Raw genomic sequence first — 16,388 nt, forward strand, 5'->3', positions numbered from 1 at the left:
CTCTATTCATTTATAATGATGACATAAATTAATTTAATTGTCCAACTTTAAGTCGCACACTCGTTATATTTAGGACGTACAATATATTAGTTAAATAGGAAATGGAGCGATATTTATGAAATTGCTTAACACACTTCTTATCATTTGCGCTTTTCTGCTCTTTTTTATTGGAATTGAAACACCTGTTTCAGTTGAACCAGATATCTCCTATCTTAAACGTTCAACAAATTTAAGAGAATTGGATTTAAGACCTAATATTGAACAGGTGATTAATCTACTTTATCCAATGTAAAATAAAAATCCATTATTTCATAATGAAATAATGGATTTTTGTTTTTAGTAACCAAAAAGAATTTTATAAATGACGTAAAACCATCCTAATAGACCATGGATAATAGCCCATAAGATGGAGTGATGAATACTAAATGAGACAACAACTGCAATCATCATTCCAAGATTATAACTTTTCCCTAAAGCAGACAGTACTCCTTTACGAAGTTGATGATGATAATCTTCACGCAATTCTGCTCTTAACTCTTCCTTCAGCTGTTTACGCCAATAATCTTTTTCCGAAGACTGGCTACCATCACTGATAACTTCTGCTTCTACAACTTCTACTTGCTCTTCATATTGTCCCATTGATTTTTATCCTTTATTATCTATTTTTTAATTCCTCTAACTCCTCAGCTGTAAATTGATAACGTTCCATACAGAAGTGACAAACTGCTTCTGCACCATTATCCTCATCAATCATTGCTTGAATTTCATCTTTACCTAAGCTCATGATTCCAGTTTCAAATTTCTCTTTTGAACATTTACATTCAAAATGAACATCATGACGATCTAAAATACGAACTTCATCTTTACCAAAAATCGCTTCTAAAATAGCTTCTGGTGTATATCCTTCATCAATCATTGTAGAAACTGGCTTGATATTAGCTAATGCTGTTTCTAATTTAGTTAGTGTTTCTTCTGTTGCACCTGGCATCACTTGAACAATGAATCCTCCTGCTGCACGAACAGAGTTATCTGGATCAACTAAAACCCCAACTCCAACTGCAGATGGTACTTGCTCAGATACTGCAAAATAATAAGTGAAATCATCACCTATTTCACCTGTTTGTAATGGAACTTGTCCTGTGAAGTAATCTTTTAATCCTAAATCTTTTGTTACTGATAATTGTCCATCTGTTCCAACAGCCATTCCAACATTTAATTTTCCTGAATTATATTGGAAATGAACCTCTGGGTTTGTTACGTATCCACGAACGATTCCTTTTGAATCTGCATCAACAATGATTGATCCGATGGGCCCGTTCCCGTTAATACGAATTGTAATTGTTTCTTCACCTTTTAATTGACTTCCCATCATCGCTGCAACTGTTAAAGTACGACCTAATGCAGCAGATGCTGTTGGCCAACATCCATGACGACGGCGCCCTTCTTCAACTAAATTCGTTGAACTAATTGCAAACGCACGAATTTGATCATCAAAGGCTAAAGCTTTTACTAAATAATCTTTCATCTATGATTCCTCCTGATTGATAGTTATTTCTTAGGAAATTAGAAACTAATATCTCGTTTATCAATTTTACACGAATGGTGTCTATTTGAAAAGTTACTTTCATTATCCATCTACTTCATTATCCCAATAACTATATGATTTTTTCCTATAGATAAAACTACACGATATATGCATATATTTTACTCTAATTTTATAAACTAATAATGGGCTATTCAACCCTTATTTTTAACGGATAGGGGGATTTTATTTGTACTATTTAAGAAATTTTTTAGCATTAGGACTTATTCTTTGTTTGATTCCACTCCTAATTTTCAGTCCAATAAATCTTCAACCCTATGAACGTTATATTTGGATAGGGATTTTATTCCTTTGGTTTATTCAACGACACCAGATTAATGACCAATGCCTAATTATCCTGAGTGCTTCCTTTCTGACTTTTCTTTTCTTATCCTGTCAGATATGGGAAATAAGTCGTCGAATTATTATTGGATTAATTTTGATTATTGGAATTCTCTTAATGATTATTATTTGTTCCCTTGATTATACGGTTATCCGTCACTTAAAACACCGAATCAAATAAAAAACCGCTCTTCATACAAGAAGCGGTTTTTTTATATTTATTCAAAAAATTATTCTTTTGTTAAATCAATGATTGGTAACTTTTCTTTCGAAACAGTTAAGGTTGATTTTAACTTATAGTTACCTTCACGAACTAACTTAAATTTAGGTTGTTTTTTATCTTCTTTTGAATCAGCTACACTATAAGCAGTTGTTTCTAACTTCCCTTTTTCAACTAACTCATCAATTTGTTCTTTAGTTAATGTTTCGTATTGTAATAATGTCTCAGCAATTAATTTTACTAAGTCTTGATTTGATAGTAAAACTTTTCGACAACGATTATAACACTCACTAATAATCTTATGAATTTCTTCATCAATTTGACGTGCTAAATGATCAGAGAAGTTTTTATCTTTATTATGGTCACGTCCTAAGAAGACATTTCCACTACGTTGTTCGTATTGGATTGGACCTAAATCACTCATCCCATACTCTGTTACCATTGCACGTGCAATCGCTGTAGCTTTTTGGAAGTCATTATGAGCTCCTGTTGTTACTTCATTAAATGTAATTTCTTCTGACACACGTCCAGCAAGTAAACCAGTAATACGGTCTAATAAATCTTGTTTTGTTTGTAAATATGTTTCCTCTTCAGGAAGCATTAAGGCATAACCACCTGCTTCACCACGAGGAATGATTGTAACTTTATGAACAACCTCAGCATTTTCAAGTTTGATACCAACAACAGCATGTCCTGCTTCATGATAAGCAACGACACGACGCTCTTTCTTCGAGAAGACTTTCGATTTTTTAGCAGGTCCCATCATAACGCGGTCTGTTGCTTCATCCACGTCTTTCATTTGAATTTGCTTACGATTATCACGAGCAGCTAATAACGCTGACTCATTTAATAAGTTCTCTAAATCTGCACCACTAAATCCTGGTGTACGACGGGCGATATCCTCTAAACGTACTTCAGGTGCTAAACGCTTATTACGAGCATGTACTCTTAAAATTGCTTCACGTCCTTTTACATCTGGACGACCAATTGTAATTTGACGGTCAAAACGTCCTGGACGTAATAAAGCTGGATCTAATACGTCTGGTCGGTTTGTTGCAGCCATAACAATAATTCCAGAGTTTGGACCGAATCCATCCATTTCAACAAGTAACTGGTTCAATGTTTGTTCACGCTCATCGTGTCCTCCACCCATACCAGCTCCACGTTGACGACCCACAGCATCAATCTCATCAATAAAGATGATACATGGTGCTGTTTTCTTAGCTGTTTGGAACATATCACGAACACGGCTTGCTCCAACCCCAACGAACATCTCAACGAAATCTGAACCTGAGATTGAATAGAATGGCACACCAGCTTCACCAGCTACGGCACGAGCAAGTAATGTTTTACCTGTACCTGGAGGCCCGACTAATAAAATACCTTTTGGTACACGAGCACCCATTTCATTATATTTAGCTGGGCTTTTTAAGAAGTCCACAACTTCTACTAACTCTTCTTTTTCTTCATCATTTCCGGCTACGTCATCAAATGAAATCCCTTCTTGTTTTGATAACTTCGCACGGCTCTTACCGAAGTCAAATGCTTTATTATTCCCGCGTTGGGCTGATCTAAACATGAACATGATAACCCCTAGGAATAATACTGTTAATACAGCATAAGATAAGAAACTCCATACCTTACCAATCGTTGGTGCTACACCATTTGTTAAGCTAACATTATGGCTAATAGCTAAGTCACTTATTTTATCATAAGCAGTATCAGCTACAATGATTGTATAAGGAGTTTCCTTCCCATTAACTTTCATCTTACCTGAAATAGTCCATAAGTTTTTATTATCTTCTCCATCGATTGGACGAGCATCCATTGAAAGGACATTCTCGTTTTCAATTTGTGTAACAAATTCATTATATGTTGGTTCTTCAATAACTGTTTGTTCCGGTTCAATAAATATAAATCCATATAATCCTAAAACAATAATAAATAGAATGAAGTAGATTCCAATACTTTGTGGACTTTTTTATTAAAACTACTTTTCTTTTTAATGCTATTAATCTTATCCTTTGGATTAATTGGCGGCATTTTCGCACCTCTTTCTTAATTCATATAGACTTCTTCTTTAAGAATACCTACATATGGTAAATTACGATAATACTCATCATAATCTAATCCGTATCCTACAACGAATGCTTTTGGAATATTAAATCCAATATATTTAGGTTCCATGACAACGACGCGTCCTTCTGGTTTATCTAACATTGTTACCACCTCAACTGAAGCTGCTCCACGATGTTTTAATAACGCAATCACTTTATCTAATGTGAACCCTGTATCTACGATATCCTCAACAATGATGATATGACGATTTTCCACTGAAGTATCTAAGTCTTTTAAAATTTTAACTTGTCCAGAAGAAGTTGTTCCCCCGTGATAGCTAGAAACATCCATAAATTCGATTTGAACTGGAATGTTCATGTGTTTCATTAAATCTCCGATAAAAGGAATTGATCCTTTTAATAAACCTAATAAAATTGGTTTTTTATCCGCATAGTCGATTTCTAATTGTTTTGCTAATTCTGCTGCTTTGGCCTCAATTTGCTCAGTTGTAAATAAAATTTCTTTAATATCGTTATGCATCTTTTTCATTCCCTCCACGGTGGCAATAATCAATTGTAATTACATGACCTTTTACTTGTCGATGACAAAGCGCTGACTTTTTTAAAAGCGGGATCCAAATGATTTGATCATTGGCATCTGTTACAATAGGCCAAGAATCTCTTAGTACCCTAGGAATCTTATTTTCAATCATAATTTCCTTTACTTTTTTAGATCCATAATCATTCATTAACTGAATACGATCGCCTGGTCTACGCGTTCTAACTTTTAAAGGTAATTCTATTTCATTATAACACAAATGAACTTTATTAATGCAAGATTTTTCCGTTTTTTCATCGACTTTGTTCTCACTTACTTTAATCACAGAACCAATGGGTAAAACTGTCCTTGTATCAAATGATAGAACCACTTCATAGTCATGCTCCAATAGAGGTATTGTAGAGAATTTTACTACATCATATGCGATTATACAACTGATTTGATGTGGTAAGGTTAACATTAAATTAGGCTTCGGATTTTTAATAAGTTTTTGAATTTCTTCAATATGCATCGTTTGAATATCTTTGAGTGTAAACTTCTGTAAAATCCGTTTAATAAGACGTCTCATTAAACTTGGAGGTAATTCTTGAAGAAAACTTCGCGAGACTTCAAAAGTTCCTTCACTTTGAAAAACATGACTCATTAATTGATCAACTTGTGCGGAAAAGTAGGCTTCATCTTCACTTAATTGCTCACTAATCATCCTTGCATGTTCATAAATAGATGGACTTTCTTTCACCAACTCCGGAACAATATACTTTCTAATACGATTTCTTGTATAAACATCACTTTTATTAGATTCATCTTCCCTGAACAAGACTTGCTCTTTTTCACAATATTCATAGATTTGTTTCTTAGTAACAGCAATTAAAGGTCGAACAACTTTTAATCCTTCATTTATAGTCGTTGGTTCAATGCCAATTAAACCACTAGGAATATTTTGATATAAGAACCGATGAAGCTGAGTCTCTAGTTGATCATCTGCGTGATGTGCTGTCACTAAACATCCCGCCCCGTAATCGTTGGCTACTGACTTAAAGAACTCATAACGTTTATTTCTCGCATATTCATGAAAGTTTTCAACCTCATTCGTTTTAGGTAAGTAATAGACCTCATAGGGAAGATCATAAGCACGTGAAACTTGTTCAACTAAGATTTCATCTAACTCTGAGTTTTCTCGTTTTTTATGGTTAACATGAGCCACGATTAAACGTAGTTGATGAGTTGTAGCAAAGTGCTTCATGAAATGCAATAATGCCATCGAATCCGCACCTCCCGACACAGCTACAATAACCGAGTTGTTTTTCTCAAATAAATTGTATTTTTTTATCGTCTCTAATATAACCTTTTGCATTAAAATCTCAAACTCCTTATAACTCATAAAAAACGCTTATAATCTATTATATCCATTTTGAGGTAAAAAAAAAGTATCGCCTAAAGTTTCATACACTTTTTCCCCATTATCCAATTATAATTAAAAACGATCAGATAAAATTCTGATCGCTTTTAATTGTAATGAGCTCTATTACAATCTATAAACTTGCACAAAAGGTGCGTTACTAAAGAATATTAAACAAGATTACTTGCGCACATAATCTTATTAATTTCCTTAGCCTTAAGCATCAATTTTTATTAACAGATAAAATTACTTATTAGTGGTCCTTCATCTTAGGCGGACCTCCGAATACGGCCCTGTATCCGGTAAAAACGATATTTCTATCGTGGCATCTATTCAATTGTCTGTCCGAACACGGCTTCTCACATGGAAAAGCACTATTATACTACATTAATTTTTTGAGCCACCAGCAAACGTTGGTAGCTCTTTTTGTTTTCTTAGAATCTTTTCTTAATTTTAAATTACTTATGTATAACCACCTGGATATTTGACTATAATAAATAATCTTTGATTTATTACTTCATACATTTTTATTCTCATCCATTCTTTATGGCTCTTTCTAGAGTATGAATTCATAAGTCCTTTCATATTTTTAATCTTCGTCTTACTCAAGACTTCATTCAATTATTAAGTGATCGATCAACAAAATTGGCTCCGACCCCAATTATGAGATATTCTATCTATAAGATAGCCTCTACTTTTATAAATTCCTGTACATAAAATCAATTTCGTTTCTGATTTTTTTAAATTGTGGATAAGTTCCACTATTAATATGCCCACTCCGACTGGAACCTATTAATCAATTAACTCGCATATACATTCTTTAACTCATTTTAATCAGATTAGCTCTGACCTTAATCTGATTTTCATACCTATTTGTTACAAACTAGCTCTGAATCTGGATTTACTTACCAAACTCATACACATACTCACACATGGAAAACTTATCTCAACTCCATCCATACGTTTTACCGACTAAATCATTCATCTGATTCAATAATTAATTTTCTTACATTTTGAAACCTTAATTATCATACTACCCTACTATTAAACTTTAGCAATTTTTATTACTAACTAAACGTCCCTATATTAGCTCAACGTTTTACATATAGATCATTAAACTTCACACACATCACACACTAACTTACTCGCACACTTTTTCAAACCAGCTCCGACTTCTGATTTGTTTACCAAACTTCACACACATCACACACTAACTTACTCACACACTTTTTTTCTCAAACCAGCTCCGACTTCTGGTTTGTTTACCAAACTCATACACACATCACACTAACTTACTCGCACACTTTTTTCTCAAACCAGCTCTAACTCTGATTTACTTAACAAACTTCACACACATCACACACTAACTTACTCGCACACTTTTTTCAAACCAGCTCCGACTTCTGATTTACTTAACAAACTTCACACACATCACACACTAACTTACTCGCACACTTTTTTCAAACCAGCTCCGACTTCTGGTTTGTTTACTAAACTTCACACACATCACACTAACTTACTCGCACACTTTTTTCAAACCAGCTCCGACTTCTGATTTGTTTACCAAACTCATACACACATCACACACTAACTTACTCGCACACTTTTTTCTCAAACCAGCTCTAACTCTGATTTGTTTACCAAACTCATACACACATCACACTAACTTATTCGCACACTTTTTCAAACCAGCTCCGACTTCTGATTTGTTTACCAAACTCATACACACATCACACACTAACTTACTCGCACACTTTTTCAAACCAGCTCCGACTTCTGGTTTGTTTACCAAACTTCACACACATCACACACTAACTTACTCGCACACTTTTTCAAACCAGCTCCGACTTCTGGTTTGTTTACCAAACTCATACACACATCACACACTAATTTACTTTCACACTTTTTCAAACCAGCTCCGACTTCTGGTTTGTTTACCAAACTTCACACACATCACACTAACTTACTCGCACACTTTTTTCAAACCAGCTTTCACTTCTGACTTGTTTACCAAACTTCACACACATCACACACTAACTTACTCGCACACTTTTTTTCAAACCAGCTCCGACTTCTGGTTTGTTTACTAAACTTCACACAGATCACACACTAACTTACACACACTTTTTTCAAACCAGCTCTCACTCTGATTTGTTTACCAAACTCATACACACATCACACTAATTTATTCGCACACTTTTTCAAACCAGCTCTGACTTATGATTTGTTTACCAAACTCATACACACATCACACTAATTTACTCACACACTTTTTCAAACCAGCTTTCACTTCTGACTTGTTTACCAAACTTCACACACATCACACACTAACTTACTCGCACACTTTTTTTCAAACCAGCTCCGACTTCTGGTTTGTTTACTAAACTTCACACACATCACACACTAACTTACACACACTTTTTTCAAACCAGCTCTCACTCTGATTTGTTTACCAAACTCATACACACATCACACTAATTTATTCGCACACTTTTTCAAACCAGCTCCGACTTCTGATTTGTTTACCAAACTCATACACACATCACACACTAACTTACTCGCACACTTTTTCAAACCAGCTCCGACTTCTGGTTTGTTTACCAAACTCATACACACATCACACACTAATTTACTTTCACACTTTTTCAAACCAGCTCCGACTTCTGGTTTGTTTACCAAACTTCACACACATCACACTAATTTACTCACACACTTTTTCAAACCAGCTCCGACTTCTGGTTTGTTTACCAAACTCATACACACATCACATACGATACTACTTTAAGAACCCAAATACATAGATTCTCTCTAACATTTTAATCTATGACTTCAAGTCACATGATTAAAAATTGGTATCAAAACAAACTACCCTTGCATACCGCATAAATTTCCGATTAAATTTTACCGATATATCCCCACTTTCGACATAAATTTTCAATCTATTCTATTGATTAAATTCTTTACGTTGCCAGCCATAAAGAATTTAATATAAAATAGTTGATTCTAATCAATTTAATATATCTACTACTTAATCAATAATCATTAATAAAAACAAGATTAAACCTATGGCTTTAAGACGCATATTGAGCTTGAGCTACACCTTGCCGCTTATACTCAACCACTAAAACCATCATATCGTCTTTAATTTTTCCTTTATGTTTACTAACTGTTGCTTGAAGAATATTTTTTGCTATATTTTTGGGGGATTTCCCCATTTGATTTAATATGACTTGTTCTAATTCCTTTATATCTGGATACTGCTCTACAATACCATCGCTACACATGAGTAGCACATCATCTTCTTCTAAACTTAACGTTACATGATCAACTTCTTGATCACTCATGACGCCAACTGGAAGTTGAGCCAAATTAATTAATTCAATTTGATGATTTCGTACAAGAAACGTAGGTGTCGCTCCTTTTTTGTAAAAAGTCGCCCGCTGACGTTCCCGGTCAATCATACAAATATCTAACGAAAAAAATCTTTCGTTCGCATTGGAATGTTGTTTTAATTGCTGTAAGGTTTGAATGGCTGTTTTAATTGGAATATTAAAACTTAGCAAACATTTCAAAATTTTTAAAGCTTCTGAGCTCTCTTTGTGAGCCAGCTCGCCATTTCCCATTCCATCACTAATTGCAATAAACGTTTGACCATTTGTGAAATTCTCATAGATATAACTATCACCTGAAATTTTATTTCCATCTTTCCCAACATAAGAAACCGCATGATCAATTTTAAACATATTAGAGGAATAAACTTTTATTTTAGTTTGTTTGCCCTTCGTTTTCTCAACAATCAATCGAAGTGGTTCATTCGTAATACTTTCAAGTATTGCTTGAATGGACAACAACGTTAATTCCTTCGGGGGCGAATTTATAACTAAATCCATCTTAATGAGTCTAGGATAAAGACTCTTAATCTTAATATCCGAACACCTCACGTGAATTCTTGCTAATTCTTCTTTAATTCGATTAAACTGTAATTCAAAGTCATGACGATCATACATCATCGATTGCATCATATTATCAATAGCTAATCCAATACAATCAAGAATCACATCGACTCTGATTAATTGACCTTTGCCAATAAACGAACGTAGTGATTTCACTAACTGTTGAAAATTCACTAGTTGGTTAAAGAGTTGACTAATCGTATAGATGTTTAATCTATCTCTTGTCTCTCTCTTTGGCTTAGGCGAAAATGTTTGTTTCATTTTCGTTACGAGTTCCATTCTTCTCTCCTCCTAATGACCTTAACTAATTGCTCCCTCCCCCGGGCTCAATTTGTAAGCCTATATTACCATCCGTCTAGTAGAGAATTTGTCACTTTATTGGAAGCATTTAAACTTTCGAAAGACACATTTTTTACATCTTCGGCACATCTATTAAAAAAATTCCAGCCTTTCTACCTCGTTTTACAGCACTCGGCAGTAATTGATGTCAAAACAATTGAAACCTTTTAAGGAAAGATGAATAAAAATTCATTCACGAACATATAATACATGTTTAATCTTTATTAAAATTGTGATGTTGTAGCAAATTGTAGATAAAACAAAAAGGCCAATCTAAATTGATTGACCTTTTTTGCTAACTAGATAACGGCTTTCCCTCGCCATCCACCACGTTTCCATCTAATATAGAAAATCACCGCACGTACACACTCATCAAGTGCCATCGCCATCCAAATTCCTACTAATCCCCAATCTAAAACAATTCCGAACACATAAGAAAGTAACGTTGCTACTCCCCACATCGATAACACACTAATAAAGACTGGATATTGCGTATCACCTGCCGCTTGCATCCCACGAATAATCACAATATTCACTGCACGACCAAGCTCTAAGAAAATTTCAATAAATGTAATCGTCTTTAATAAAGATAAAACATCTGGATTTTTTGTGAAGATTCCAAAAATATGATCACTTAATAAAAAGACACTGGTTGAAATAATTAATGTAATAATCATTGTAGGACGTAAAGTTTTTAAACTACGTTTATACGCAGCATCTTCTTCACGCGCTCCCACTAGGTGACCAATAATAATTTGATTGGCTTGGCCAACAGCTGAAGAATATAAATATGATAGCCATGCAATCATATTCGCATAGACGCGAGCTGTAATGACTGCTGTTCCTAACATATTTACACACATTAAAATAACCATCTGCGAAAAATTGTACATGACACTTTCTCCACCGGCAGGTACACCAATGCGCAATAATTGCTTAAGCGTCTCTTTCGGGAAGGGGCGCAAATATTTTAAATGTAATTCCCCTTCAATACGTTTCGAAAATAAACGATAAACTAAAATTACTCCAATGAAACGACTAAAGACACTAGAAATGGCAATCCCCATAATGCCCATTGAATTTAACAATATGGCGTTGCCAATAATATTTAAGACATTCACGATGACCGAGATATACATCCCCTGCTTCATCAATCCATTACTTCTAAAAATCGCTGAGAAACCCATAAATAGTGCCTGTAAGAAAACTAACCCACCTACAATATTTAAATAAACTTGTGCATCTGCATGTAATTCAACAGGCATCTTCAAGGCATTAAATAAAGCGTCACTTCCAAAGAATAACCCTGCACTAATGATAGCACTAAAAATTAAATTCGTAAAAATTCCAACCGTATAAATCTCTGAGACCTTCTCTTTATTTTTTGAACCTAAATACTGTGTGACCATAATCGTAATAGCCATCGTCACAATACTAAACGTAATCGTTACAAAGTTCATAATCGTATTTACATTTCCGATAGCTGCCACAGCATTTTCAGAATATTGACTCATCATCATCTGATCAACATTTCCAACAAGCATCTGTAAAACAAGCTCGATGAAAATTGGCCATGTTAATTTAAATAACAAGCCTTTATCATTCATATTTAATGTTTGACCCATTTTATTCTCCTTATAATTAACTAAATTTGTGCACCTCAAAAAAGACAACAATGGATTTTAACATCTATCTTGCATAAAGTAAATATTTTTTATTCCCTGAGACTTTCCATCAAAACATCTAAACGCCTCCGAGTATTTCTTTACATAACCAAAAAAACCATCCGAAATTGGATGGTTTTAGAATATATATACTAAACAAGTGTCGCTTAATTAGTTAGAACGACGACGTTGTGTTTTCATGTTCTTTTTAAGAGCCGATTGTTTTTCATCGCTATCTTTTAAGAAATTAGTGATTGCTTTATCTAGGTCTAAAGCTGGACGAGCTGGCTTTTCTGGGCGAGCTGGTTTCATTGAAAGGTTAATTTTCCCTTCTGGTGTCACCTCTTTAACGCGCACAGTTACTTCTTGACCCACGCTGACAACATCTTCAACTTTTTCTACGAATTTTTCAGATAACTCACTAATGTGTACAAGTCCTGATTTTCCATTTTCTAATTCCACAAATGCACCGAACTTCTTCACACTCGTGATTTTACCATTTAACTTTTGACCAGCTGTGATTGACATAAAAATCGACAGTCCTCCTCATAAAATTTTTTATAATTTTAATTTAATTATTCTTGTTCTTTTGGAAGCTTAAATAATATTTCGCCTTCCTCAGATTTGAAATACTTCTCGCGTGCAAGCTTAGCAATATAATCTTCATTTTCAAGTTTGCTTATTTCGTTGCGATAATATTCCTGTTTTGCGATTAACTCATCATATTGTTGTTGGTATGCGGCTAAATTTTCTTTAGCTTCAGTAAGTTTAGCTAGACGTCCTGTGTACATAAAAGCTCCCGCTACGATAAAGAATCCTATTAAAAGACTCATCGTTAAAGCACGACGATAGAGCAATTGTCTTCTTCTTTTTCTATTCTTCTTCTGTATTAAGGTTAGTTTTCTTTTTGCCACGTCGTCTCTCCTTCTTCTTACTTGACATCCATTTTCCCAATTTAGCTAAAGGCGTATAAAATAAAAGCTTTAAGATTCTAAGAAACAACATTATTATATCAGAAACAAGCTTGTAAATAAACATAATGGGTGAAATTACTAAGATATTCACTACTTTTTTTATAAAGTGTGCAATTGTGAATAAACTTTCTCCTAGCATTTCTAGATCACGATGCAGTGGTTGTTTTAAGAACTTAAAGTAAATGATAGCTCCAACAATTAAGAAAATTAAAATGTACAGATGAAAGATACCTTCATTGACATTATATATATAAACAAAAGTGAGGGGCACTTGAATTAACCAATATAAAATAATAATGGCCCATTGCATGTAATAATTAAAGAAAATCTCCTTTACGATGCAAACAAAATCTAATGTCACACCAATAAAAATTCCATACAATAGGACATGAATCATGAATTGAAACTGAACTGATAAACTCATTATTTAAATAATTTGCTAAAGATTCCTTTTGAGTCTTCACCAACCATGCCAAAATCATCATATTCATAACCAGTGATATACCCAATAATCGATAGCTCTCCTTTTTCAAGATCTAGATTTTTAAGCTCTAAATCCATACCCCTCACCGTTAAAATCCCCATTGTTGTGTCAATCGTAAATAACTCGCTATCAAAACTTAATAACTTCTTAATACCAGTGACATCCATCAATTTACGCTCCTTCATTGACACTTGATGATAACCTAATAGTGTGCTTGGTTTTTGCTTCATATAAGACTCTTTCTCATAAATGTTCATATTCTCTTCCCTCCGTTATCTGTTTTATCACTAGAACTTATGATTGCTCTAATTTAAATATAACTTCGAGTCGAGAAACACATTGTTTCTACCTTATATTTTATGATTTTGCGCTACAACTTGTTCACTAAAACGACTTGATTTCATCATATTTTTATCCCCCTTGTCGTTATCAGGCATCAAGATGACGAATTAATTTTTTTATTAAGTAGCCAATGATGATCTCAAAAAACATAACTAATAGGATCAGCACAATTGTCCAAGCAAAGACAGCTGGCATATTTAAATACGTCTTTTCATTGTTTAATTGTTGGCCAATTCCAACCTGACTTTGTCCCATAACCTCAGCCATGACCATCACTTTAAAAGACAACCCAATAGTAGCCTGAACCCCACTACTCAGTATTTTTAAAAGTTGTGGATAATATAGGGCCTTAAATGTTTCAAAATGAGTGGCTCCAAATAACAAACAAACATCCAACAAATCAGAATCAATATCATTCATGGCTCCCCCTATTAATTCATACAACAGTGGAAAGATAACGAGCGCCATAATCATAATCGGCCCCAAGTCACGACCAAACCAAATCAATAAAATAATCGTCACAGAAATCGTAGGCACCGTGCGTAAAAAGGTCACTATCGGAGACAATAGCAGTCGGATGATTTTAAAATACCCAGAAAACACACCTAGTATCAAACTAATGATAAAAACACAGCTAAACGTCATCATCGTCCTCACTAACGTTGCCCAAATAATACTCACAAAAGAAGAACTAAAAATAATTCGGCATAACTCAGTAAAAATCAACAAGATAGAAGGTAAAATAATAGGTTTATCTACTATCTCGACTGCTAACTCATAACAAACCATTACCCCTACAATAATTAACAGACTATACCGATTCATCACACTTCCTCCCTTATTTAATCTTACGGATGAAAAAGATAACTTATGTTAGATTATCTAAACTCTATGCTATAATGCGCTTGGATTATGAAGTATTGTATAAAAATTATTGAGGTGATTTTTACACTCATCGAAATGTTGTGTGTTTGATGTTTATTAATCATCTTTTTAATATATGTTTACCGCGCTATTAGACTTGGATTTTTTCTACTAAAATAAACATTTCACAAACAAAAATAGGTCATCTGACATAGATGACCTATTTTTTATAGATTTATCATAAAAAAGCACTTAAAGAATACCTTCAAACTGAATTCACAAAAGTGATTCTCTCTAGAATCGACGTTAAGTTAGACAACAGAATAAAGTGTATCTTTAAGTGCTTAATGACAATTACTTGGCAGGTGGTCTTTCCCCTGCTCTCTTTGTCGGCTACCAAACCGAGATTCAAGCAACTATCCTTTATAATATATGCACATCAAATTAAAATATACTACTTATTTTATTAAATAATAAAAATCATCTTCCGGTAATGCACCGCCTACTGTCTTCGGATCAAATTCATATAGTTTTTCTAAATAAAGTTCAATCTCTTCTTTTGCTTCTTCCGCTGTTTTAAACATTAAATTAGAATTTGGGGCTGATGCTGTAATGATGGGTTCTGGCATCTCAAGTCCTGTCTCAATTGCTTCTTTTGCCATCTCAGCTGGTGACTGATTCGCAAACTTAACGCTTGTTTCTACCTGTGCTAATAAAGGTTCAATGACCTCTGGATGATTTTCAATTAAATCTTTATGCACGAATAGACTCGCTTGTGGATAAGAAGTCACGCCATATAGCTCTCCCCATTGCTCTTGAAAATCAACAACAACGTTCACATTTTCTATTTTTGTTTTTAAAACAGATAATGAGGGCTCAGCAATCACAGCTACATCAATTTCTCCCGCTGCAAACATAGATTGAACATCAGAAACACTTGCTAAATATTCAACCTCGACAGAATCAAGTATTCCTTTTTCGTCTAAAATCGTCTGTAACACAATATCGGGCGTACTTCCTTGACCAAAGGCTGTAATTTTTCTTCCCGCTAAATCATCAAATGTTAACTCCTCATTACTAATTAAATATAAATTCCCCCAAACTAAAGTCGCGACTAATTGATAAGGCAGCTCTTTTTGATAAAGTGTCGCCCCTAAATTTGTTGGTGCGACAATAACCTGTGATGTCTCAGACGTGAAAGCTGCTACTAGCGGATCACTTCCTTGAACATATGGTTGCACGGTATAAGTAACATGATCGCCTAGCTGAGGTGTTGTCGCCACTAAATGAGCGAGTGCCATCGCTGTTGAGCCACTCGGCACTAACATATCAAATGATATAGGATCAAATTGAGGTGTTAATTTTATTTCCTCACCTGAATCATTTGTTTGATTTTGTTCAACGACTTCAGGTGTTGTAGTTAATGGTGTTTCACTCTGCTGATCTTCATTCGCACATCCGACTAATCCTAATATAAAAATAAAAATCGCTAAAAATCTTTTCATCTAAAATTCCTCCCTATGCATTCTGTCTAAGATTATACCTAAGGAATACTTATTTTTCTTTAGGAATCATTAGTCACTTTTCGCACACATGATGCTAAACTTAT

The 16,388-nt window shown here is 34.2% G+C and carries 14 protein-coding genes; 1 reads left to right on the forward strand and 13 read right to left on the reverse strand.

The features are described 5' to 3' along the window. The first annotated feature begins 115 nt into the window (after positions 1-115). A complete protein-coding gene (locus tag AT726_RS12820) occupies positions 116-292 on the forward strand; it encodes a hypothetical protein (RefSeq protein WP_156343902.1) in 177 nt (58 codons plus the stop codon). A 44-nt stretch (positions 293-336) separates the two neighbouring features. Here the strand turns inward: AT726_RS12820 and AT726_RS05280 are convergent, their stop codons facing one another. The 13 genes from AT726_RS05280 to AT726_RS05345 all read right to left on the reverse strand — a co-directional run bounded on the left by AT726_RS05280 (position 337) and on the right by AT726_RS05345 (position 16,284). Next, positions 337-639: a hypothetical protein gene (locus tag AT726_RS05280; RefSeq protein ID WP_055242414.1), complete on the reverse strand. Its 303-nt coding sequence runs from the start codon at positions 637-639 to the stop codon at positions 337-339. A gap of 16 nt (positions 640-655) precedes the next feature. Next, positions 656-1,525: an Hsp33 family molecular chaperone HslO gene (hslO, locus tag AT726_RS05285; protein WP_055277014.1), complete on the reverse strand. Its 870-nt coding sequence runs from the start codon at positions 1,523-1,525 to the stop codon at positions 656-658. A 629-nt stretch (positions 1,526-2,154) separates the two neighbouring features. Beyond that, positions 2,155-4,110, reverse strand: coding sequence for an ATP-dependent zinc metalloprotease FtsH (gene ftsH, locus AT726_RS05290; RefSeq protein WP_068759193.1), 1,956 nt, complete (start codon positions 4,108-4,110; stop codon positions 2,155-2,157). 92 nt (positions 4,111-4,202) lie between these two features. Beyond that, complete coding sequence (gene hpt / locus AT726_RS05295; protein ID WP_425330334.1) at positions 4,203-4,751, reverse strand: hypoxanthine phosphoribosyltransferase; 549 nt, start codon at positions 4,749-4,751, stop codon at positions 4,203-4,205. Further along, positions 4,735-6,021, reverse strand: coding sequence for a tRNA lysidine(34) synthetase TilS (tilS, locus tag AT726_RS05300; protein WP_237252643.1), 1,287 nt, complete (start codon positions 6,019-6,021; stop codon positions 4,735-4,737). Before tilS ends, hpt begins: the two co-directional genes overlap by 17 nt. Positions 6,022-9,230: 3,209 nt before the next feature. Then, complete coding sequence (locus AT726_RS05310; RefSeq protein ID WP_055277018.1) at positions 9,231-10,391, reverse strand: SpoIIE family protein phosphatase; 1,161 nt, start codon at positions 10,389-10,391, stop codon at positions 9,231-9,233. 359 nt (positions 10,392-10,750) lie between these two features. Next, on the reverse strand, positions 10,751-12,076 hold the full coding sequence (locus AT726_RS05315; protein WP_068759194.1) for an MATE family efflux transporter: 1,326 nt from the start codon (positions 12,074-12,076) through the stop codon (positions 10,751-10,753). 210 nt (positions 12,077-12,286) lie between these two features. Then, the gene (locus AT726_RS05320; RefSeq protein WP_055243898.1) at positions 12,287-12,643 is read right to left on the reverse strand and encodes a S1 RNA-binding domain-containing protein; all 357 of its coding nucleotides are present in this window, start codon (positions 12,641-12,643) and stop codon (positions 12,287-12,289) included. A 47-nt stretch (positions 12,644-12,690) separates the two neighbouring features. Beyond that, on the reverse strand, positions 12,691-12,948 hold the full coding sequence (locus AT726_RS05325; protein WP_082411239.1) for an FtsB family cell division protein: 258 nt from the start codon (positions 12,946-12,948) through the stop codon (positions 12,691-12,693). 40 nt (positions 12,949-12,988) lie between these two features. After that, positions 12,989-13,513, reverse strand: a complete 525-nt coding sequence (yabQ, locus tag AT726_RS05330) for a spore cortex biosynthesis protein YabQ (RefSeq protein ID WP_055243901.1) — start codon at positions 13,511-13,513, stop codon at positions 12,989-12,991. Next, positions 13,513-13,830 (reverse strand): sporulation protein YabP, encoded by a 318-nt coding sequence (gene yabP, locus AT726_RS05335; RefSeq protein ID WP_055243903.1) that lies wholly within the window; start codon positions 13,828-13,830, stop codon positions 13,513-13,515. The genes yabQ and yabP overlap by 1 nt, the downstream gene beginning before the upstream one ends. Before the next feature lie 172 nt (positions 13,831-14,002). Next, on the reverse strand, positions 14,003-14,740 hold the full coding sequence (locus AT726_RS05340; RefSeq protein WP_055277023.1) for an ABC transporter permease: 738 nt from the start codon (positions 14,738-14,740) through the stop codon (positions 14,003-14,005). A 497-nt stretch (positions 14,741-15,237) separates the two neighbouring features. Beyond that, a complete protein-coding gene (locus AT726_RS05345; protein ID WP_055277025.1) occupies positions 15,238-16,284 on the reverse strand; it encodes an ABC transporter substrate-binding protein in 1,047 nt (348 codons plus the stop codon). Positions 16,285-16,388 lie beyond the last annotated feature (104 nt).

Source organism: Turicibacter sp. H121, from assembly GCF_001543345.1.
GTDB classification, from domain to species: domain Bacteria; phylum Bacillota_I; class Bacilli_A; order MOL361; family Turicibacteraceae; genus Turicibacter; species Turicibacter bilis.